General features: G+C 43.5%; 20 protein-coding genes and 1 other RNA gene. 13 read left to right on the top strand and 8 right to left on the bottom strand.

The annotated features are described in order from the left end of the window. The first annotated feature begins 182 nt into the window (after positions 1–182). Entirely contained in the window at positions 183–1,013 is an 831-nt protein-coding gene (gene tsf, locus G458_RS0115855; RefSeq protein ID WP_026952764.1) for a translation elongation factor Ts, read from the top strand. Positions 1,014–1,175: 162 nt separating this feature from the next. Here tsf and G458_RS0115860 read toward each other — a convergent pair whose 3' ends face one another. Next, positions 1,176–2,465: an aminopeptidase P family protein gene (locus G458_RS0115860; protein WP_026952765.1), complete on the bottom strand. Its 1,290-nt coding sequence runs from the start codon at positions 2,463–2,465 to the stop codon at positions 1,176–1,178. Between the two features lie 224 nt (positions 2,466–2,689). Between G458_RS0115860 and G458_RS0115865 the strand changes: the two genes are divergently transcribed. From G458_RS0115865 to G458_RS0115880, 4 genes are all read left to right on the top strand, one after another. Further along, positions 2,690–3,916: a M16 family metallopeptidase gene (locus tag G458_RS0115865; RefSeq protein WP_026952766.1), complete on the top strand. Its 1,227-nt coding sequence runs from the start codon at positions 2,690–2,692 to the stop codon at positions 3,914–3,916. Between the two features lies 1 nt (position 3,917). After that, positions 3,918–4,562, top strand: a complete 645-nt coding sequence (locus G458_RS0115870) for an O-methyltransferase (protein WP_026952767.1) — start codon at positions 3,918–3,920, stop codon at positions 4,560–4,562. 61 nt (positions 4,563–4,623) lie between these two features. Next, on the top strand, positions 4,624–6,213 hold the full coding sequence (locus tag G458_RS0115875; protein ID WP_035468386.1) for a lytic transglycosylase domain-containing protein: 1,590 nt from the start codon (positions 4,624–4,626) through the stop codon (positions 6,211–6,213). Between the two features lie 22 nt (positions 6,214–6,235). Further along, positions 6,236–7,228 (top strand): DUF3078 domain-containing protein, encoded by a 993-nt coding sequence (locus G458_RS0115880; protein ID WP_026952769.1) that lies wholly within the window; start codon positions 6,236–6,238, stop codon positions 7,226–7,228. On the opposite strand, the gene G458_RS0115885 is transcribed toward G458_RS0115880, so the two are convergent. Both G458_RS0115885 and G458_RS0115890 read right to left on the bottom strand, forming a co-directional pair. After that, entirely contained in the window at positions 7,225–7,677 is a 453-nt protein-coding gene (locus tag G458_RS0115885) for a hypothetical protein (protein WP_026952770.1), read from the bottom strand. The two genes, G458_RS0115880 and G458_RS0115885, sit on opposite strands and share 4 nt — an antisense overlap. A 119-nt stretch (positions 7,678–7,796) precedes the next feature. Further along, a complete protein-coding gene (locus G458_RS0115890; RefSeq protein WP_026952771.1) occupies positions 7,797–8,939 on the bottom strand; it encodes a DNA polymerase III subunit gamma/tau in 1,143 nt (380 codons plus the stop codon). A gap of 283 nt (positions 8,940–9,222) precedes the next feature. On the opposite strand from G458_RS0115890, the gene ssrA reads away from it, so the two are divergent. Then, positions 9,223–9,623, top strand: a transfer-messenger RNA (tmRNA) gene (gene ssrA, locus G458_RS21700). Between the two features lie 120 nt (positions 9,624–9,743). Beyond that, the gene (locus G458_RS0115900; protein WP_026952772.1) at positions 9,744–10,097 is read left to right on the top strand and encodes a hypothetical protein; all 354 of its coding nucleotides are present in this window, start codon (positions 9,744–9,746) and stop codon (positions 10,095–10,097) included. Positions 10,098–10,109: 12 nt separating this feature from the next. Here the strand turns inward: G458_RS0115900 and G458_RS0115905 are convergent, their stop codons facing one another. The 4 genes from G458_RS0115905 to G458_RS0115920 all read right to left on the bottom strand — a co-directional run bounded on the left by G458_RS0115905 (position 10,110) and on the right by G458_RS0115920 (position 14,520). After that, positions 10,110–10,805, bottom strand: a complete 696-nt coding sequence (locus G458_RS0115905; protein ID WP_026952773.1) for an ABC transporter ATP-binding protein — start codon at positions 10,803–10,805, stop codon at positions 10,110–10,112. Continuing rightward, complete coding sequence (locus tag G458_RS0115910) at positions 10,802–12,289, bottom strand: DUF5687 family protein (protein WP_026952774.1); 1,488 nt, start codon at positions 12,287–12,289, stop codon at positions 10,802–10,804. The genes G458_RS0115905 and G458_RS0115910 overlap by 4 nt, the downstream gene beginning before the upstream one ends. 48 nt (positions 12,290–12,337) lie before the next feature. Next, positions 12,338–12,769, bottom strand: coding sequence for a VOC family protein (locus G458_RS0115915; protein WP_026952775.1), 432 nt, complete (start codon positions 12,767–12,769; stop codon positions 12,338–12,340). A 98-nt stretch (positions 12,770–12,867) separates the two neighbouring features. After that, on the bottom strand, positions 12,868–14,520 hold the full coding sequence (locus tag G458_RS0115920) for a S41 family peptidase (RefSeq protein ID WP_026952776.1): 1,653 nt from the start codon (positions 14,518–14,520) through the stop codon (positions 12,868–12,870). Between the two features lie 157 nt (positions 14,521–14,677). Between G458_RS0115920 and G458_RS0115925 the strand changes: the two genes are divergently transcribed. From G458_RS0115925 to G458_RS0115945, 5 genes are all read left to right on the top strand, one after another. Continuing rightward, positions 14,678–15,436 carry a hemerythrin gene (locus G458_RS0115925; protein ID WP_026952777.1) on the top strand — a complete coding sequence of 253 codons (759 nt, stop codon included), beginning with the start codon at positions 14,678–14,680 and terminating at the stop codon, positions 15,434–15,436. After that, a complete protein-coding gene (gene ruvX, locus G458_RS0115930; RefSeq protein WP_026952778.1) occupies positions 15,436–15,849 on the top strand; it encodes a Holliday junction resolvase RuvX in 414 nt (137 codons plus the stop codon). Before G458_RS0115925 ends, ruvX begins: the two co-directional genes overlap by 1 nt. Then, positions 15,846–16,400 carry a peptide deformylase gene (gene def, locus G458_RS0115935; protein ID WP_026952779.1) on the top strand — a complete coding sequence of 185 codons (555 nt, stop codon included), beginning with the start codon at positions 15,846–15,848 and terminating at the stop codon, positions 16,398–16,400. The genes ruvX and def overlap by 4 nt, the downstream gene beginning before the upstream one ends. Further along, positions 16,400–17,197 (top strand): amidohydrolase, encoded by a 798-nt coding sequence (locus G458_RS0115940; protein WP_026952780.1) that lies wholly within the window; start codon positions 16,400–16,402, stop codon positions 17,195–17,197. Before def ends, G458_RS0115940 begins: the two co-directional genes overlap by 1 nt. A 180-nt stretch (positions 17,198–17,377) precedes the next feature. After that, the gene (locus tag G458_RS0115945; protein ID WP_035468384.1) at positions 17,378–19,606 is read left to right on the top strand and encodes an NADP-dependent isocitrate dehydrogenase; all 2,229 of its coding nucleotides are present in this window, start codon (positions 17,378–17,380) and stop codon (positions 19,604–19,606) included. Between the two features lie 34 nt (positions 19,607–19,640). Here the strand turns inward: G458_RS0115945 and G458_RS0115950 are convergent, their stop codons facing one another. Next, positions 19,641–20,513, bottom strand: a complete 873-nt coding sequence (locus G458_RS0115950; RefSeq protein WP_026952782.1) for a S1 family peptidase — start codon at positions 20,511–20,513, stop codon at positions 19,641–19,643. 255 nt (positions 20,514–20,768) lie between these two features. Between G458_RS0115950 and gap the strand changes: the two genes are divergently transcribed. Beyond that, on the top strand, positions 20,769–21,773 hold the full coding sequence (gene gap / locus G458_RS0115955) for a type I glyceraldehyde-3-phosphate dehydrogenase (RefSeq protein ID WP_026952783.1): 1,005 nt from the start codon (positions 20,769–20,771) through the stop codon (positions 21,771–21,773). The last annotated feature ends 38 nt before the right edge of the window (positions 21,774–21,811 follow it).

Here is a 21,811-nt window from a genome sequence, read left to right on the forward strand (position 1 = left end):
ATCAATTTGAATACAGAAAAATTGAACATCTGGCTCTGGTCGATGTTCAATTTTTTGTTTCTACTCAAGCCCTCTTTAGAGGAACTTAAATTGTCTTAAAGCCCAAAGGTGGATTTACAGGTAAATTTGCCGGAGGATTTTGAAAGAAATTATTAATCGTTGATATAAAAACTGATCACAACATGGCAATTACTGCACAAGACGTAAACAAACTGAGACAAATGACCGGTGCCGGTATGATGGACTGCAAAAAAGCTTTGACTGAAGCGGAAGGCGACTTCGAAAAAGCAGTGGACATCCTCAGAAAAAAAGGTCAAAAAGTATCTGCTTCCAGAGCTGACCGTGAGACTAAAGAAGGTGTTGTTGTAACTCGAGTAGCTGAAAACGGTGCTCAGGGGATTCTTCTTTCTTTGACTTGCGAGACTGACTTTGTAGCCAAAAACGAAGAATTCGGTGCTTTCGCCAATACTTTGATCGACTTGGCGGTAGCTAACAAAGCTACTTCTGCTGAGCAAATCTTAGCTCTTCCTTTCGAAAACATCACTGTAGCTGAGAAAATCATTGAAATGACCGGTAAAATCGGTGAGAAAATCGAGATCTCCCATTACGAAGTAGTGAATGCTGAGAAAGTAGTTCCTTACATCCACTCCAATGGTAAATTGGGTGTATTGGTTGGAATGGTGAATACTTCCGGTGCTGACGTAGAAGAGGCTGGAAAAGACGTAGCCATGCAAATCGCTGCGATGAACCCAGTAGCGGTAGATAAAGACGGTGTGGATTCTTCTATGATCGAAAGAGAAATCGAAATCGGTAAGGAGCAAGCTAGAGCTGAAGGCAAGCCTGAAGAAATGCTGGAAAAAATCGCAATGGGTAAATTGCAGAAATTCTACAAGGAAAATACCTTGTTGAGCCAGCAATTCGTAAAAGACAGCTCCAAATCTATCGCTCAATACCTTGACGGGGTTAGCAAAGGTTTGACCGTAAATACTTTCAAAAGAATTTCTATCGGATAATTTCTGATTAGTTCTTTAACTTAAAAACCCCTCTCAGAGAAATCTGAGAGGGGTTTTTCTTTGCCTTTCCAGCTCTAAAAGAACTTTTCCAAAGTTTGAAACTTTGGAAAAAGCGTTCCTACTATGCCGAGGCCAGTGTCCCCACAGGCCGTTTTTTAAATCTTAAGAATTCATCAGTTCCTCGATCTCTTCTGCTTCGATCGGTATATTTCTCATTAAATCAAAATATCCTTCCTGCTGGATGACAATGTTGTTCTCCAGCCTGACTCCAAATCCCTCGGCAGGAATATAGATTCCTGGTTCCACAGTGAAGACCATACCAGGGGTAATCGGAAAATGCATTGTTCCCACATCATGCACATCCAATCCCAAATGGTGGGAGGTGCCGTGCATAAAGTACTTTTTGTAAGCAGGCCAGTTGGGATCCTGATTTTTGATGTCTGTCTGGTCAATCAAGCCCAACCCAAGGAGTTCAGACTGCATGATCAACCCGACTTCTTTGTGGTAATCTTGAATACTTACTCCTGGTCGAAGAATAGATGCAGCTTCCTTTTGGACACGAAGCACCGCATCATATACTTTTCGCTGGCGTTCGGTAAATCTTCCACTTACCGGAATCGTCCTAGTCATGTCGGCATTGTAATTCCCGTATTCAGCACCCACGTCCATCAGCAGTAGTTCTCCAGCATTACAAGCTTTGTTGTTATCTATATAATGCAAGACGCAGGCAGAGGGTCCTGAAGCAATAATCGGCTCATAAGCAAACCCCTTGCTACGGTTTCGGACAAATTCATGCAAGTATTCCGCTTCGATTTCGTATTCTGTCACGCCGGGTTTGACAAAGGAAAGAATTCTTCGAAAGCCTTTCTCTGTGATATCACAGGCAATCTGCATTTGATTGATTTCCTCCTGTTCCTTGACTCCTCTAAGGTCATGCATGATCGGAGCCGAGCGCTCATAAGTGTGGAGCGGAAACTTCTCCTTGCAGGTTTTGATAAATCTAGCATCCCGGGTTTCTACCACTACCCCAGCTCTGAGGTGCTCATTGGTGTTCAGGTAAACTGTCTTGGAGAGTGCCATCACCGAGTTAAAAATCTGGTCGAACGCAGCTAGCCACTGGATATTCTTGATCCCGGATGCCGCTTCTGCTTCCTCCTTGGTGTATTTATGCCCTTCCCAAACTGCGATATGCTCATTAGTTTCCCTCAGGAACAACACCTCTCTCCAGGCGGGATTGGGACAATCCGGGGCGATCAGCAAAATCGTTTCCTCCTGATCGATTCCTGTGAGGTAAAAAAGATCATTGTTCTGCCGGAATTTCATCGTGCCATCCGCATTGGTCGGCATGATGTCATTGGAGTTGAAAATAGCCACTGAATTCAGGGCAATTTTAGCCGCAAATTTGTCTCGGTTGCGGATGTAAAGTTCTTTGGGTAGTGGGTTATATTTCATAGGGTAAAAGATTCAAATTAGTTTTGTAGATGATTTCTCTTTACATCTCGAAAATCTTCCTCTTGACGCAATCCTGTTATTCAAGAGATTTATCGAAGAAAACAAGGGGAAACAAACTCAACTTGGATTTTTGGTGTTACAAAATCCATCAGCACAAACTTAAGGCTAATCCAAGGAAGATAAAAAGTTGATTTTTTCACTACTTTCAATTTCAAACTGAATTTATGTACCAAATCAAGGAACTAGCAAACGGCATCCGGATAGTTCATCAGCAAGTCACCCATACCCGCTTGGTTCATTGTGGATTTATCCTCAACATCGGCAGCAGGGATGAAGACAAGGAGCAGGAAGGACTGGCCCACTTCTGGGAACATATGGCCTTCAAAGGCACACACAAGCGAAAGACTTTTCATATCATCAACCGACTCGAATCCTTAGGCGGGGAGCTCAATGCCTACACCACCAAGGAAAAAGTCTGTTTTTACGCCTCAGTTCTCAAAGATCATTACCCAAAGGCCGCTGAATTACTCTTCGACATTACCTTCAATAGTACTTTTCCCGAAAAGCAAATTGAAAAAGAGCGACAGGTGATCTTGGAGGAAATGGCCATGTATCGGGATTCTCCGGATGACTCCATTCAGGATGACCTCGATGCACTTGTTTTTGAAAATCATGCCTTAGGAAGAAATATCCTGGGGACTGAGGATACAGTCAAAAGCTTTTCCCAACAGACTTTCTTTGACTTTATCTCCACTCATCTTGACACCTCCAAGATTGTATTTTCCATAGTGGGCAATATCTCCTTCGAAAAAGCCCTGAAAGCCATCGAAGGTCCACTCAATCAAATCCCCACAAAACATACCTTGTACGTCCGCAACGGTTTCCATGAATACGCTGCCAAGCGGAAAACCGTGGAACGGGACATTACCCAGTCCTTATGCGCCATCGGAAGACCTGCTTATTCCTTACATGACCCCAATCGGTACAAGCTCTATTTGCTCAACAATATCTTTGGCGGCCCCAGCATGAATAGTCGGCTTAATCTTTCCTTAAGGGAAAATTATGGCTATGTCTACAGTATTGAGAGCAGTTTCCAGCCGTTTTCGGACACAGGGTTCTTTGGAATTTACTTCGGAACCGAAGAAAAAACTCTCAAAAAAGCTCAGGCTGTAGTCATTCGGGAGATGGAAAAACTCCGAACCAAAAAACTGGGAACCAATCAACTCCACATGGCCAAAGAGCAAGCCATTGGACAAATGGCAATGGCGGAGGAAAATTATGCTGCCTTGATGCTGGTATATGGGAAATCCCTGATCGATCACGGAAAAATCGACCCCTTGGAATTAATTTTCGAAAAAATAAGAGCGACTACCGCAGAGGATTTGCAGGATATCGCCCAGGAAATCTTCGACCCCAACCAATTGACATTTCTGACCTACATCCCCGCCTAATATGGAATTTATTGACCCTGAACTTTTAGCCTATTGTGAAGCACATACTAGTGCAGAAGATGCTCTCCTGAAAAAAATCACCAGAGAAACACAGGCCAAAGTTCTGATGCCTAGAATGCTTTCAGGCCATCTTCAGGGGAAAGTTCTTGAGTTGCTTGTGAAAATGCACCAGCCTAAAACCATTTTGGAAATCGGCACTTACACCGGGTATTCAGGCATCTGCATGGCCAGAGGGCTCAAATCAGACGGAAAATTGATCACCTTGGACATCAATGATGAGCTGGAAACCATGGTAAGGGGATTTTTTGAAGAAAGTGGTCTAGGTCCCCAAATTGACTACAGGCTCGGCAATGCCAGGGAAATCATCCCCACTTTGGAAGGTCCCTTTGACTTCGTGTTTATCGATGCGGACAAGTATTATTACCAGGAATATTTTGATCTGGTGATTGACAAAGTCAGTAAAGGAGGAATTATTTTGGCGGACAATGTGCTTTGGTCTGGCAAAGTCCTCGTGGAAGAAGGTAAAAAAATCGACAAAGACACTCAAGCTCTTCTGGACTTTAACCAAAATGTCCACCTTGATCCAAGAGTGGAAAACACCATTTTACCGATTCGTGATGGGATATTAATAGCCCGAAAACTCTGATATCCTAAAAAGGGAATCATTTTTGCTAAAACTGGGCTGAATGAAATCAAATTCAGCCCCCATGAAATTCCGAAGACTAAGCGCCTTTTGGACACTTTTCTTACTGATGCCTTCAGGACTTCTTTTTGCGCAGATTCCTCAGGTCCCTGCAGAAATGGAATTTGCCGATCTGATCATCAGAATCAACCCTCAAGCGAGAAGAGAAATCCAGCTCGACGTGGATGCTCAATATAGAAATCCCACCTATTTCAAGGTAAAGCAGGATCGGGTCAATCTGTACATGCCAATTATCGAAAGGGAACTTCGAAGCCAAGGAGCTCCGGAGGATCTGAAATACATTGCCATCCAGGAAAGCGGACTGATTCCAGACGCTGTCTCCACTTCCAATGCCGTTGGTTTTTGGCAATTCAAACAAGGAACAGCCGAAGAAGTCGGGCTACGAGTGGATGGACAGGTCGATGAAAGAAAGAATATCGTCACTTCCACCCGGGGTGCTGCCAAATATTTTAAGAAACAGCAAGCAGCCATGGACAACTGGATGACTGCTGTAGTGGCTTATCAAATGGGCTTAGGCGGAGCAAAATCCTATTTTGGCAACCAATATGCCGGAAAAAAAATCGTGGAAGTAGATCGGAACACCCACTGGTATTTCAAGAAATTCTTAGCACATAAAGTCGCTTATGAAAGCCAAATCAACGTTTTTGCTTCCAATCAACGACTTGCAGAAGTACAAGTACAAGGGCCGGTAAGCCTGGCTGCCTTGGCGAAAAGGTTTGGGGTGCATGAGGAACATCTCAAAGAATACAACAAGTGGGCAGTCAATGGAAAAGTGCCCGCTGGTACTTATACTCTTTTCTACATTGCTTCAGGATCTCTGCCGGTTCAGCCCGCTATTACCCAGGTGGAAGAAAAACCAAAGCAATCGACTACCCAAAAATCGACTTCAACCAAATCCTCCCCTGCTTACAGACAAGCCAATTCTTATCCAAGAATCAGCGGAAATACCACGAAGGCCAATCAGCCAAACCAGATCACTGTCAATGAACTGGATGGCGTACAGGCAGCCGCTACTACTTCACAGTCCAGATTCGCCGATGAAATCGGAATGAAGGAGAAAAAGTTTAGAAAGCTAAACGACATGGAAGAAGGGGAAAGGATTGAAACAGGTAAATATTATTACACTGAAAAGAAGAAAACCAGTGCTGAAATAGAAACCCATATTGTCCAACCGGGAGAAACTCTCTGGACGATTTCCCAAAAGTACGGCATCCGGCTTTCTTCCCTTAAATCCAAAAACAGAATCCGAAAAGACTCTGATTTGAAACCTGGAATGGTTCTGAATCTTCAGGAACCCAGAAAACGTGGAGAGGAAATTCCGAGAGTTCAAATTTCCCCAGCTACCGAATCCCAAAGAACGGTGATCGCTCAAAACGAACCAGATCCCACGCCTGTCCAAGTGGAAACCACTCCCAAAATTGAGGAAAAGAAATATACTCCTAGCTCTTCTTACCATACGGTAAGCCAGGGAGAAACCTTGTACTCTATCTCCAAAAGGTATGGCGTAACCGTTGACCAGCTCAAAACCTGGAACAAAATCGGAAGCCAGAACATCATATCCGTCGGACAGAAATTGGTTATCTTCACGCCTTAATTTGCCTTTCACAGCTCTCTGAATGCCTAAGTATCTACCTTTTTTCGGTTTCCTGTTTTTATTGATTGGATTGAAAAGCTATGGTCAGGACAGGATTATCCTACCCGATACTGTCTTGATCAATGGAGACACCCTGATCATGCTGGGTGATTCTATATTGGTGGATGAGCCCGTGAAAGAAATCTTTTGGAAAACTGGGGGAAACTATAACCTCAACATCCAACAAGTCACTCTCAGCAATTGGGCGGCAGGGGGTACTAGCTCCTTTGCGTTGAATTCAGGTATTTCCCTGTTTGCAAATTTCAAGAAGGATAAAAAAGTCTGGGACACCCAGTTGAATATCAATTTGGGTTTTAACCGGCAAACCGGTCGATCCTATGAAACCCGAAAGACCAATGACAATTTTCTTTTTTCCAGTAATTACGGGCGTGAGCTTTCTGAAACCTACTACCTGTCTACCCAACTGGATGCCAGAACCCAGCTTTTAGCCGGTTATAAATACAGCAGACCTTCGGGAAGTGAATCAGATATCCGCACGCAAATTTCTGATTTTTTGTCCCCTGGATATGTGCAGTCCTCCACTGGTCTGAATTACCGGAAAACGATGAAAGATAAAAGTAAACTATCCATTATCGCCTCTCCTTTCACTGGACGATTTACGATCGTTTTGAATGATTCCCTGAGCAATGCAGGGGCTTTCGGGGTAACTCCGGGAGAGAATGTCCGGGCAGAGGCCGGGATGTCCGTCACAGCTCAGGTGACAGATTTCAAATTGATGGATAATGTGACCTGGAAATCCAATCTGAACCTTTTCTCCAATTATGAAAGCTTTGGAAATATGGTCGTAAACTTCAACTCCGACATCCGCCTTAAGGTCAATAAATACATATCCACACGGATTGAAACTGTATTGATTTACGATGAGGATGTCTTTATCAAGCAAGACGACGGCACTAGCAAACAATCGGTCCAGATTCAAAATCTGATCAATTTCGGGATCTCTTTGGACTTTTAGAAATCAACATCTAAACCGAACTTCCGCTGAAGTTCTGCCAAAGCCGGATGTTTGGCTTTGAGGTGGTTAAACTTATCTGAATTCGTGTAAAGTTTAGGCCCCTGGCTTTCTACCTCTTCTTTGAGTTCAACTTTAATGGAAAACAGATCTGCACCGGTTATTTTCCTTATCAACCCGGTTAATTCAGGACGGATTTTATTGGCGATCTCTTCCTGGACATGCCCCATCACCTGTAGATAAATCACAGAATCAACCACCTTCATTTTTTGATCCAAAATGGCCAATTCAAGGTTTTTATTAGCCCTTTTGTAAAAATCTCTAATCTCAAAAAGACACGAATCAAGCATCTCCTGCTTCAAAACCGTTTTAGGTCTATCTTCCTGAACGGTCTCAACCACCACTTCTTTTTTCTCCACGACAACTTCCACTTTTGCCTTTTCCTCAACCATTTTTTTGGTGTGATGAAGGCTAGTTGGGATTGAAATAGTGGATTTTATTGCCGTAGGCTTTGCTTTTGGCAAGGAAGGGATTACAACGGAATCAGTTGCTTTTTCCTCGGTGGCCTCACTCAGGCTTTTTTTTTTGACTCTTCCGCCAAAACCGCCAAACGGAATGCCTGGGGAAGCTTAGCCATCTTCATCAAGGCTAGCTCCACATGGAGACGCTGGTTCTTACTGGTTTTGTACTGAATGTCGCACTGGTTGGCGAGGTTAAGCGCCGATAGCAAAAAAGAAACTGAAGCCTGCTGAGTCTGCTGAATGTATCGATCACGTGCAGCCTCGGAAACCTGAAGCAGTTCCAACGTAGCTTCATCTTTGACTACCAAAAGGTCCCTGAAATGCTCACTTAGCCCTACGATGAAGTTATGTCCGTCAAATCCCTTCTTTAGGATTTCATCAAAAATCAGCAAAGTAGAAGAGATATCCTCCGCAAGCAGTGCATCCACAACTTTGAAATAGTAATCATAGTCGAGAATATTCAAGTTGGCGATCGTCTCCTGATAGGTAACCTTTTTACCCGCTGAGTAGGTGACAATCAGGTCAAAGATTGACAGAGCATCACGTAATGCACCATCCGCCTTGGTGGCAATCAAGCGAAGGGCTTCTTCCTCATAATCAACTTTCTCCTTTTCAGCGATGTATTTCAGGTGCTCAGAAATATGCTTGATCTGAATTCGGTTAAAGTCAAAAATCTGGCAACGCGAAAGAATGGTTGGGATGATTTTATGCTTTTCCGTAGTAGCCAAAATGAAAATGGCATATTTAGGCGGCTCTTCCAGGGTCTTCAAAAAAGCATTGAAGGCCGCTGTAGAAAGCATGTGAACTTCGTCAATGATATACACTTTGTACTGACCCTTTTGAGGAGCGTAGCGTACCTGATCGACAAGATTTCGGATATCATCCACCGAGTTGTTGGATGCGGCATCCAACTCGTAAATATTGAATGAGGAGCTATTTTGAAATGAAACGCAAGACTCACATTGCCCGCAAGCTTCGAAGTCCTTGGTTACATTCTCACAGTTGATGGTTTTCGCCAGAATTCGGGCACAGGTAGTCTTACCCACCCCACGTGGGCCGCAAAAAAGGAAAGCTTGAGCAAGGTGATTGTTCTTGATGGCATTCTGAAGCGTAGTGGTGATATGCTGCTGTCCCACGACGCTTTTGAAATCTGCCGGTCTGTATTTTCTTGCCGAAACGACGAAATTTTCCATCGCTGCAAGATATAAAAAAGTGGATACTCGGAAAGGAAGAAATTGAGCCTTTGGGAAAGATTTTCGCTAAGAAATTGATTTTTAACTCAATTGGAAAATTGAAAAATTGGAAGATTCAAAAATTGGAAGGACCAAATTGTGAAGTTGAATTGTGGTTAGGTAGTAATGTGAAATGGATGCAAGGAAGGCTCAATCCCTCTTACATCCTCGTAATTCGTAAATCTTAATTCGTAATTCCGACCGGAACCTTTTTTCGCTTACATTTGTCATCCCAATACCAAATGGGGCTGACCGGTTTTGACAGTAAGTGTAAAGATCGGGCTCGCATGCAGGCTGGAGTATGTACGGCCTTGAAAGATTCATACGAACAATAAATGGCGAAACTTCTTACGCCATGGCTGCTTAATCTAACCTTATAGGATAGATCGCTTAAAGGGTTGAGTCACGAGAGTGATTCCCCAGCCACATCTCACCACCTGTGGTCTGATCCGGGTGGATCTGAGGTGTCGACTTGATCGGACTGCTGCTTGTGATGCGATTAAGCAAGCTTAAGACTAATCGATAAGCCAAACTCAGGTGTGTCACCCAGCATAGTTTGGTCGAAAACCCAACCGGTGACTAAGCATGTAGACGGTACGGTGTTTCCTTATCTGGACGCGAGTTCGAATCTCGCCAGCTCCACAAAATCCCTCTCAGAATAATTTGAGAGGGATTTTTTTGTTTTTCACCCTGTTATCTATATCCTTGTTAATTAGTCCACTTTTCGGCTTTCTGGTAACTACTCAAAGTTGAGCTTCCTATTCTATGAAAAAGCTATTTCTACTGGTCTTTATTCTTTTTGCCTGCAATATCATTCCCCCTGAACCATCCGACTTCACCATAGAAGAAGTGTCTATTGTGGGTGGCCCAGTCCATAGTGTTCGGGACAGTGTAGGACTTAAGCTGATGGTCAGAGGACTTCCTCCAACCAATGCTTGGAAGATGGTTTGGGAGGTCAATGGGCAGGATGTATTTACCCAGGTGGTGGCAGGACAGGCAGGAAATCGTTCTGAGATCAAAAAATTCAAAGGTAGTCAGACTGGTCAGTACCTTTACAAAGGCTGCATCGTTTCCAATACCAGACGGATTTGTGGGGAGGCTACTTTCTTTCTTCAATAAAAAGCCAAAGGCTTACCCAGTAAAGTAAGCCTCCAGTTCTGACATCATCTCTGCCTTTTCTCTAAGGTCTCTGATAACCTTCCCTTTTTCCAAAAGCACAATCCGATCACAGATATCTGTCACGTGATTTAGGTCATGGCTGGAGATCAGAAAAGTAATCTTCGAATTCTCTGTTTCTTTTTGAATCAACTTTTTAAGGCGGATTTGTGAGCTCGGATCCAGATTTTCGAAAGGTTCATCCAGCATCACCACTTCCGGATTTCCCATCATGGCTGCTGCAATTCCCACCTTTTTCAGGTTCCCTTTGGAGAGATCGCGGATATATTTCTTTTTTTCCAGAACCTCTCCGTTGAAAAGCTCCATAAACTTTTCCAAATGGTTTCTAAGGTCTGCTTCTGACATCCCGTATATTTTTCGAAGTGTCTCGAAGTATTCATCCGGTGTCAGATAAGCCAAAAGCATATGTTCATCCAAGTATGCTCCCATGATTGACTTCCACTCTTCGGTCTTGGAAACATCCTGTCCGGCTATTTTGACATAGCCCTCAGTGGCCCTCACCAAGTCAAGCATGATTCGGAAAAGTGTGGTTTTCCCAGCTCCATTGTTCCCTACTAGTCCAAAGCATTGACCTTTTGAGATCTCCAGGGAGTCTATATTGAGCACAACAGCATCTTTGTATTGTTTCTTAAGTTGGGATATCTGTATCATAATTCTTGTCTAAAGGAGGAAGAGATTTCGTATCGGTTGTTGAGTACTCGGTTGATATTGATCTGAGCAAGTCGGTTATAAAATATGATGCCGAGGATACCTATGGTCCCCAAAGCAAATAGCCCTATATAATCATTGAACAATAAAGAAAAGGGCACATAAATCAGGTAAGGTCCCAGCATCATAGGAATTATGATCAAAAACTGGGCGGCCCCTACCCCTTCATAGTTAAACATCGCTCCTTTGTTTAGATCCATTGGCTTTGGCTTCCATAGTGCAAACCAGATGATGACATGCACCAATATTCCAATATTGAAAAGAAAGGTGGCCAAATGAATCAGCAGAAAATGCCAACCGAAATAGGCATATGGCACGGATGCCAAAAAGCAAACCATGGATATTCCAAAAAACAATAAATACTTCCCGCGAACCAATGCTTCAACTCCTGATTTTTTACTGAGGTAAAAGTCAAAGTTGGAGGAATTCCAACTGAGAAATAACTGACCGTATTGGATCATGAAAATCCCGGTAATAAACACCCCAACGAAAATGAAAATAAAGCTAAATCCATCTTCAGACTTGTAGGCGGGGTTGTTGTAAAATATCAAGCCATACAAAAGGAAAAATGCCGAAAGCATCAGAAAAGTCCTGCTTTTTTTATGTCGGACGATCAGCTTCCATTCCACATTGGCCATTTCACCCGGCATTCCAAACCTGGATAGCCATCCAAAACTTTGGTTGACAAACCTGACATTTTCTTCTTCCGATAGGTCTTCCAAATAGGCATTGGAAACATAGAAAAGGAAGCAAAGGGAATAAGCTCCCACCACCAAACCCACCAAGGCCAAGAAGGGAAACGGGCTAACCAAGGCCAAATCAAAAACCGGTTTGGTAATTTCTCCCAAGTTATACCAACCCATATAGCTGGATCCCGCCCCTACAAGCAATACACCAAACACTACTAACAGGCCGATCAAACTATCCTCAAATCTTTGCTTGAACCAAAGCATAAACCAATGCAAGGTCCAACTGGTCATCAGGATCGAACCAAGCCATGTCACTAATCCCATCCAACCATAAGAAACTAATACCACCTGAATCCCGAATGGCAAAAACAACAGAAGCGCAATGACAGATAAGGGAGAAATGAAAGATCGAAACAAAAGCATGTGAATGATCTTCCTTTTTCCAATCGGAAGGTGAAGAAGACTTTCCAGCTCTATGACTGGAAGACTCTGCACAAAATAGCGGTACATAAACTCGGTGAGGAAAAAGAACACCAAGTAGCTGTTCAATACTCCCAACAAGTCCTCTCCATCCGCAAAATGCTCGATGATTCTTCTTAGAAAAATCCCTGCCCCCAAGACATAACTCAGGAGCAAAAGCGCAAGAAAACCTAGTAGCAAATTGGCCAGCAAGCTTTTGGCAAATGCGGTTGACCGAAAGCTTTTGAGGATTTGTAATCGAATCAGTGTGAAAAACATAGAGAAAGGGTACTGTTTGGTTAATTCATGTAATTAAAACTCCCGGACTCAGAAGTCATCATTAATCTCAATCCAATACCCGTCCGGATCCTGAATATATATCTGCTTGATCCCATCCACGCGATTGGTGATTTCTCCCTTTACCCCAGCCCAGCTTTCGAATGGGTAATTTCTAGCTTTCATATTCTGAACAAATGCAGCCATATCCGGAATGCTAAAGCAGAGATGATTCGTCTTGGAAATTTCTTTGGGCCAATTTGGCGCCTCTATCAAGTGCAAGGCTGCTCCTCCCCCGATGTCATACCAGGCATGTAGCCCATCCTTGAATGGCTCCTCAATTTCCTTCAACGCGAGAACTTTTTGATAAAACTCCATGCTTCTCTCCAGCTCAGAGACATGAACAGCGATGTGGTTTACTTTGATTTGTGCAAATGCAGTCATGGTCAAAAACAATAAGAAAAGAGTGGAAAGAAGTTTCATAGCCTTTTGGGTTTGGATACTAATGATAAGTCATTTTTTGGAATATGAAAAAAGCCAACCTGATGAGAGGTTGGCTTTAAGGATTATTTAAGAATATACTATTCTTCGATCGTCGAGTTCAAAACGGTCGCCATCGCAATCCGATCGGCCTCATCAAAGAGATTCAGTGCTTGAAGATAAACTTCATTGATATCGTTGACTACTTTGTAGAAAGCATTGTCGTCATAAATCTGTCTGCCCATGTGAGCTTTTACTAAAAGTCTCAGATACTCTTTGGATTTATTAAAATCCTTGGCATCAAAAGCCACTTTGTTTTTCTTACCATATTCAGTCAACTCCATCAGCATGGCATCTGACACTTTATAAGTGGTATAGTATTGATCCAAAGTCATGTTTTTGAAGTTATCCTTGTTCTTGTTCAAGTAGTCAAGGATATACTCCCTAGAAGAGTCTGAATTGAATAATCTGGTAACATAGGCACTGTTCATGGAAGTATCCAAAGGCACAAAATAATCCGGCATGATTCCTCCGCCTCCATAAACTGTTCTGCCCTTTTTGGTCTGGTACTTTAAGCTATCATTGAACTTGATGCTGTCGGCGGAGAAAAATTCACCATGCTCAAATCGGTTAATCCAATCCCTTTCATAGGCCTCATAATTGCTGTTATAAGGCTTTTGAATAGATCTTCCTGAAGGAGTGAAATATCTCGCAATCGTCAATCTCAATTCTGCACCGTCAGATAGGTCAATCGGCATTTGTACCAACCCTTTTCCAAACGAACGTCTTCCGACGATCAATCCTCTGTCATTATCCTGTACCGCACCGGCCAAAATTTCAGAAGCAGAAGCAGATCCTTCGTTGATCAAAACGATTACAGATCCTTCTTCGAACATACCTGGTTTGAATGCAAAGGCTTTCTGGCTGTATTGGCTCACTTTTCCTTCCTGTGAAACAATCAAATCTCTATCGCCCAGAAGCTCATCTGCCATATTGATTGCAGCCCCCATGTATCCACCAGGATTACCCTGAAGGTCAATGATCAGCTTTTTCATACCTTTTATTTTCAGGTCAGAGACGGCCTTCTTAAACTCATCGTAAGTTGTCGCTGCAAATCGGGTAACTTTTACATAGCCGATTTCATCATTGACCATGTACGCTGCAGGAATACTGTATTGAGGAATTTTATCCCTTGTGATTTCGTAGCTGATGAGAGTCGGATTGTTTTTCCGTTTGATATCAACCATTACTTTGGACCCTCTAGGACCCCGAAGATGATCAAACACATCTCTGTTGGTAATACCAATTCCCGCTACATTCTTTCCGTCCACCTTGATGATCTGGTCCCCTGACTGGATACCCAAGGCTTCAGATGGTCCTCCCTGAAGAGGTGCCACTACATATATGGTATCCCGAATGATCCCAAACTCTACCCCGATTCCATCATATTCACCTTCCAATTGAGATTGGGCTAAGGTGGCGTCTGCTGCTGGAATATAGCTGGAATGTGGATCCAGATGCTCGAGCATTTTATTAATGCCATATTCTACCAGCTCATTGGTATTGACACTATCGACATAATCCCGATTGATATATGTCATAATCTCCTGAAGCTTGTAAAGGGCAGCTCGAAGGTCATTTTGATTGCCTTTAGGCTCGGCAAAAGTTGCTCCAATCCAAATTCCCGCAGAAATTGATAATGCCAAAAGGATGGGCAACTTGATTTGGGCTTTCGTATTTTTAGTCTCGCTCACGATTTTTTCTTTGTCTACTCTAATAAACTCAAACTACCGTAAATTGATCTCAGAACAAACGGATTTTAGATAAAATTAACGATTGTTTATACGGGAGAGGAAGATAAAGGTCATAATAATTCCCCTTTTTTCATCCAAAAAAAATTATTTTTGTCCAATGGAGTTAAACCGGGATTTCGCGAAAGTGTCAGTAGGAGAATTAGTTTCCGAAAACTATGTTTTTGCGTCTGTGCTCCATTATTTTGGAATCAGCTTTTACCAATATTCCACAGACTCTCTGGAAAAAGTCTGCAAAAAACACAAGGTCAACCCAATGCAGTTGATTGCCCATCTCGAAAGCTGGGCTCAGCAAAAAGACCCATCCAACGAAGAGCTGTACCTCAACCCAATCGAGCTATTGGTTGCCTACCTCAAAAAGAAGCATTACTACTTTGTAAGGCAAGAACTCCCCTTCTTATCCAACATGATTTCAGGAATTCAAGCTGAGCCAGGATTTGAATCCTTGATGCAAGATTTGAAAATCATGTTCCCGCTTTTTGTGGAAGATTTTATTCACCACATCCACGAGGAAGAAAGCCGACTTTTCAAAAGGATTGAGCTGCTCCAGGATATTGAGGATGGTCACTTTCACATTCAGGATGCTTTGGTTATTTTGGAGAAAGACCCCGTACAGCAGCTCGCTGACCACCATGAAATCCATGATGACGAGATGGAAGGCATCCGAAAGCTGACCAAGGATTACTATTTGGAAGAGAATGCTCCTCTGACCATGAAAGTCCTTTATCATGAGCTTCAAAATTTTGAGCGAGAACTTTCCATACATTCCAAAATCGAAGACGAACTCCTTTTCCCCAAAGCCGTTCAGCTAGAGAAAGAAGCCCTGCGCAAAATCCGTAAACAAATCCAGACCAACTGATGCCCAGAGTTTTGGCTATAGACTTGGGAACTAAGCGGACAGGTTTGGCTGTTACAGACCCGTTGAAGATCACCGCAAATCCCCTGGAAACCATCGAGACTTCTCAGTTGATGGCCTACCTGAAAAATTACTGCGCCAAAGAAGCCGTAGAAGCCCTAGTGCTGGGCCTTCCCACGAGACTCAATGGACAGGACAATGAAATGACTCCAAGAGTCATGAAACTCAAAGAAGAGCTGGAAGCAGCTTTTCCTGATAAGAAAATCGCCCTGATTGACGAACGGTTCACTTCAAAAATGGCCATGCAGAGCATGATAGCCATGGGCTCCAAGAAAAAAGACAGAAAAGAAAAGGCCGGAAACCTAGACAAGGTATCCGCTGCCATCATTCTACAATCCTATTTAGAAAGACAATGATTTACCCTATCGTCGCTTACGGCAATCCCATCCTGAAAAAAGAGGCAGAAGACATTGCTGAAGGCACCGACCTTTCCCAATTGATCCAAGACATGTACGCCACCATGGACCATGCCAGTGGTGTAGGACTAGCTGCTCCACAAATTAACCAAGGCGTACGTTTGTTCGTCATCGATAGCTCGCTGATGCTGGACGAAAATGATGAGGAAAAAGGAATCCGTAGAGCATTCATCAACCCGATTATTCTCGATGAGTATGGAGATAATTTTGGATTTGAAGAAGGCTGCCTGAGCATTCCGGATGTACGTGCAGAAATTATTCGCCCGGAAAAACTCACGATTGAATATTTTGACGAAAACTGGAATCTCAAAGAGGAAGAATTCTCAGGAATGACCGCACGAGTGATTCAGCATGAATACGATCATTTGGAAGGGATTCTTTTTGTGGATTATCTAAAAGGTCTGAAAAAACGACTCATCCAATCCAAGCTCATTGAGGTGAGTAAAGGAAAAATATCTACTGACTACAGAATGATTTACCCCTTGAAATAATGGAAAAGAGCCCGGAAATCCGCATTGCCCTAGTTCAAACCGACTTGTACTGGCAGGACAAAACAGCCAATCTGGCAATGCTGGAGGAGAAAATCTGGGATCTCAAGGGTAAATGTGATCTGATTATTCTTCCGGAAATGTTTCCTACTGGCTTCAGCATAGAAGCTACCAAACTCGCCGAACCCATGAACCTCAACATCCACAAATGGATGAAACAGATGGCGGCCCAAACAAATGCAGTGGTGACCGGAAGTGCCATTTTCACTGAAGGAGGAAAATTTTACAACCGCCTCCTTTGGGTATTACCAGATGGATACACGGACCATTACGATAAGCGCCACTTGTTCAGAATGGCCAATGAGCAAGAAACCTATTCAGCCGGAACCAAACTGCCAATTTTCCCTTTGAAGGGCTGGCATATTTGCCCCCAAATCTGCTACGACCTTAGATTTCCGGTTTGGTCAAGAAATGGCTGGGAAGATGGGATTGCTGGATATGACGTGATTTTTTATGTGGCCAGTTGGCCAGCAGCCCGGAGTTCTGCCTGGGACATCCTATTGCCTGCCCGAGCGATTGAAAATTTAGCCTATTCTATTGGGGTCAACCGAATCGGCAAAGACGGAAATGGAATTGATTACCAGGGACATTCTGCCGCATATGATTTCAAAGGGGAAAAACTTTTAGATCTTGGAGAGCAGGAAGGCATCCAAATTCTCACTCTATCTGCCAATTCTTTGGAAGAATACCGAAGGAAATTTCCAGCTTGGAGAGATTCCGACTCCTTTACCATCCTTTGACAAAATGTCCCTAAAGTGCTCTCTCGATTACTGGAGTGGCATTTGAAACCATTCTTATTTTCGTATTTTTAGGCGCGAAAATTTCGACCCTGTTACTCTTTTTTTATCGCCCCACCCACCTTGTGGCCGAATCCAAAAAGGGAGCGACAGGTCCATCCTTTTTAGAATACAATTGAAATCATGAGTAAATCTCCAAAAATCCTGTATACGCTGACCGACGAGGCGCCAGCCTTGGCCACGTATTCACTCCTACCTATTGTACAAGCTTTTACCAAATCTGCTGGAATTCAGGTAGAAACCCGGGACATTTCCCTTTCCGGCAGAATCATCGCCAATTTTCCGGAATTCCTCAAGCCTGAGCAGCAAATCAAGGATGCCTTGGCAGAATTGGGGCAAATTGCCACTACACCTGAAGCAAACATTGTCAAACTTCCCAATATTTCTGCTTCTGTTCCCCAGCTAAAGGCCGCTATCAAGGAGCTCCAAGCCCAAGGGTATGCTCTTCCTGACTATCCTGAAGAGCCTAAAACGGAGGAGGAAAAAACCATCAAAGCGAAATACGACAAAATCAAAGGTTCTGCAGTTAACCCGGTGCTCCGCGAAGGAAACTCTGACCGTAGAGCTCCTTTGGCTGTGAAAAATTACGCCAGAAAACATCCTCATTCCATGGGAAAATGGACTCCAGACTCCAAATCCCACGTGGACAGTATGAGCAGCGGGGATTTTTATGGAAGTGAAAAATCCATGACCATGCCTGCAGCCACTACCGTTTCGATCGAATTGGTAGGCAAAGACGGGAATAAAGAAGTTCTGAAATCCGGTTTAAAACTTCAGGAAGGAGAAGTCATTGACGCTTCAAGCCTAAGCATTTCCGCATTGAAGGCCTTCTTGCAAAAAGCCAAAGAAGACGCTAAGGCAAAAGGGGTGCTTTTCTCCCTGCATATGAAGGCCACCATGATGAAGGTCTCTGACCCAATTATCTTTGGTCATGCGGTAAAAGTTTTCTTTGCACCGGTATTCCAAAAGCATGCGGCTACTTTGGAATCAGTTGGTGTAGATGTGAACAACGGATTCGGCGATCTTTTGGCGAGTATAGAAAAGCTACCAGCCGATAAAAAAGCTGAAATTCTGGCGGATATCGATGCCTGCTATGCTGAGAGCCCTGATTTGGCGATGGTGAATTCAGACAAAGGAATTACCAACCTTCATGTTCCAAGTGATGTGATCATTGATGCCTCCATGCCTGCGATGATCCGAAGCTCAGGACAGATGTGGAATAAGGCTGGAAAACTTCAAGACACTAAGGCCGTCATCCCAGACAGATCTTATGCTGGAGTTTACCAAGCTGTGATAGATTTCTGCAAAACTCACGGAGCATTCGATCCTGCTACCATGGGATCTGTGCCAAACGTAGGTTTGATGGCTCAAAAAGCCGAGGAATATGGTTCACATGACAAGACGTTTGAAATTCCTTTCTCAGGAAAAGTAAACGTTGTCGATGCTGATGGGACTGTTTTGATTTCCCATGAAGTAGAAGCTGGTGATATCTGGAGAATGTGTCAGACCAAAGATGCTCCGATTCAGGATTGGGTAAAACTTGCGGTAACCCGAGCCAGACTTTCCAATACCCCAGCCGTATTCTGGTTGGACAAAAACAGAGCACATGATGCCGAATTGATTAAGAAAGTGAATAAATACCTTCCTAATCATGATACGACTGGTTTGGAGATTCACATCATGACTCCTGTAGAAGCTACGCTTTTCTCCTGCCAAAGAATCAGCGAAGGAAAAGACACCATCTCTGTGACAGGTAATGTGCTGAGAGATTATTTGACCGACCTATTCCCTATCCTGGAAGTAGGAACTTCCGCTAAAATGCTCTCTATTGTTCCTTTGATGAACGGGGGAGGCTTGTTTGAAACAGGTGCGGGTGGATCTGCGCCAAAGCATGTGGAGCAGTTTACTCAAGAAGGACACTTGCGTTGGGATTCCTTAGGTGAATTCCTGGCCTTGGCTGTATCCCTAGAGCATTTGGGACAGACTTTTGACAATGGTACTGCCATACTTTTGGGGGAAACTTTGGACAACGCGACAGGAAGATGGCTGGAAGAAGACAAATCTCCTGCAAGAGTAGTCGGCAAGCTGGACAACCGAGGAGGACATTTCTATTTGGCCATGTATTGGGCTGAGGAATTAGCCAAGCAAACCAAAGATGCTGCTTTGGCTGCTAAATTTGCTCCTTTGGCAAAAGCCATGAAGGAAAACGAAGCCAAGATTGTAGAAGAATACAACAGCTCTCAAGGGACTCCCGTGGATATCGGAGGCTATTACAGACCAGACGAAGCAAAAGCTTCAACAGCAATGAGGCCGAGCCAGACTTTCAATGAAATTTTAGCTCAATTGGCATAAAGCAAGAAGCCGGGTTTTAAAAACCCGGTTTTTTTTATCCCTTCTGAAACTTAACCCCATGCTGGTCCATGAATTCCTTCAAAACCGAAACATGGATACATTCCCCCAAATGGATAAAAGCATAATCATTGATCTTTTTGATTTTGCCATGAGCCATAATCTCTTTGTCTTCAATATCAAATCCCAAATGCAGGTGCTTCGTACGGCTTTGCATCCCCATAATTTTCCCTTCCCCATCAAAAAGAGGCCCACCGCTTTGGCCCCTTAGCCCGGGAGTACTCATTTCTATCCCATAGACTTTTCCGTTCTTATCTCCCAAAAAACGAGTCACCATTCCTTCAATAGGAAAGCGTGGGGATCGGGGTTGACCGGAATTGATCCACTCCAGCTGGTCGGTTTGCAAATTCAGGTGAAAATTCGAAAACTCAGGAAAAGGAAACCCCAGGCGACAAAGCATTTGTCCAGGCTGGACTTCAGCATCATTTTCTATGAAAACCGGAAAACCCGAAGTCACCATTTGGGTAAACCCCTCAAACTTCATCAGTGCCAGATCATATTCAGGATGCAGAAAAAACCGGATATTTTTGATCTGATTGACACAGTCCACAAAGGTGATCCGCATTTCACCTGTTTGAGAATCATTTAGACCCAATTTATTGGCTACGGTTTTGCAAAGACTTGCAGAAAGCCCCCGTGATTCATTTTGGTATTGAGAAAACTTCTTATTGATCGCATCCGCCTGAGAAATCCATTGGGCTACATGCTTGCAAGTCAACGCCCAGCCTTCATCATTGACAAAAAATAAGGTTGCTGCTCCTCGATCCACTTTTTGGCTGCCAAAATTTCTGGAAATGGAGTGAATTGCACGGGTAAACCCAGCGACTTTCAGAATTGCTTCTACAAACATAAAACGCCTATTTTCTATTTTATAAAATACCGGATTGGTAAAATTTTCACCTTCCTGAAGACCAAATTAAAAATTTTCAATTACGAAATCGTTTGAAATAGGAATCTGGCTATTTCCTGTTTTTCGGATCCATCGGATGTTTGGGCAGACCATTTATTTGTGATAACTTAGCCTGCCCTCGGATAACTTTTGACCTAAATCGGTCTCCTGAGGCAGTTTTTGAAATCAAACCTATACTCAAAATCAATAATACTTATGAGCAAGATTAAAGTAGGAATCAACGGATTCGGAAGAATCGGACGTTTGGCTTTCCGTGTAGCACAGGAAAGAGACGATGTACAAGTGGTTGCCATCAACGACTTGATCGATGTGGATTACATGGCATACATGCTAAAATATGATTCCACTCACGGCCAGTTTAAAGGCACTGTAGAAGTAAAGGACGGAAATCTAATTGTAAACGGTAATACTATCCGTGTTACTGCTGAGAAAAGCCCGGCAAACCTAAAGTGGGGTGATGTAGGTGCTGACTATGTGATCGAATCCACTGGTATCTTCTTGACCAAAGAAACTGCACAAGGCCATATTGATGCAGGAGCAAAGAAAGTGATCATGTCAGCTCCTTCCAAGGATGACACGCCAATGTTCGTAATGGGCGTAAACGAGGACTCTTACACTCCTGACATGGTATTTGTTTCCAATGCTTCTTGTACCACCAACTGCCTTGCTCCTATTGCGAAAGTATTAAATGACAACTGGGGCATCGAAGAAGGTCTGATGACTACCGTTCACGCGACTACTGCAACTCAGAAGACTGTTGACGGTCCTTCTGCGAAAGACTGGAGAGGTGGACGTGGCGCTGGCCAAAACATTATCCCTTCCTCTACCGGAGCTGCTAAAGCAGTGGGGAAAGTAATCCCTGAATTGAATGGCAAATTGACCGGTATGGCTTTCCGTGTACCTACTCCTGATGTTTCCGTGGTTGACTTGACCGTGAGACTGAAAAAGCCTGCTAAATACGCTGAGATTTGCGCTGCCATGAAGAAGGCATCCGAAACTACCATGAAGGGTGTTTTGGGATACACAGAAGACGCAGTAGTATCCAACGACTTCATCGGTGATGCAAGAACTTCCATCTTTGATGCTGAAGCAGGTATCCAGCTTTCTGACACTTTCGTGAAAGTTGTGTCTTGGTATGACAACGAGTGGGGTTATTCTAACAAAGTCATCGACTTACTAACCTATATCGCTAAAAAATAAGCTTAAAGCCCCGAAGGAATTCGGGGCTATTTTTTTGA

Origin of the sequence: Algoriphagus mannitolivorans DSM 15301, from assembly GCF_000429425.1 — a bacterium.
Classification (GTDB): domain Bacteria; phylum Bacteroidota; class Bacteroidia; order Cytophagales; family Cyclobacteriaceae; genus Algoriphagus; species Algoriphagus mannitolivorans.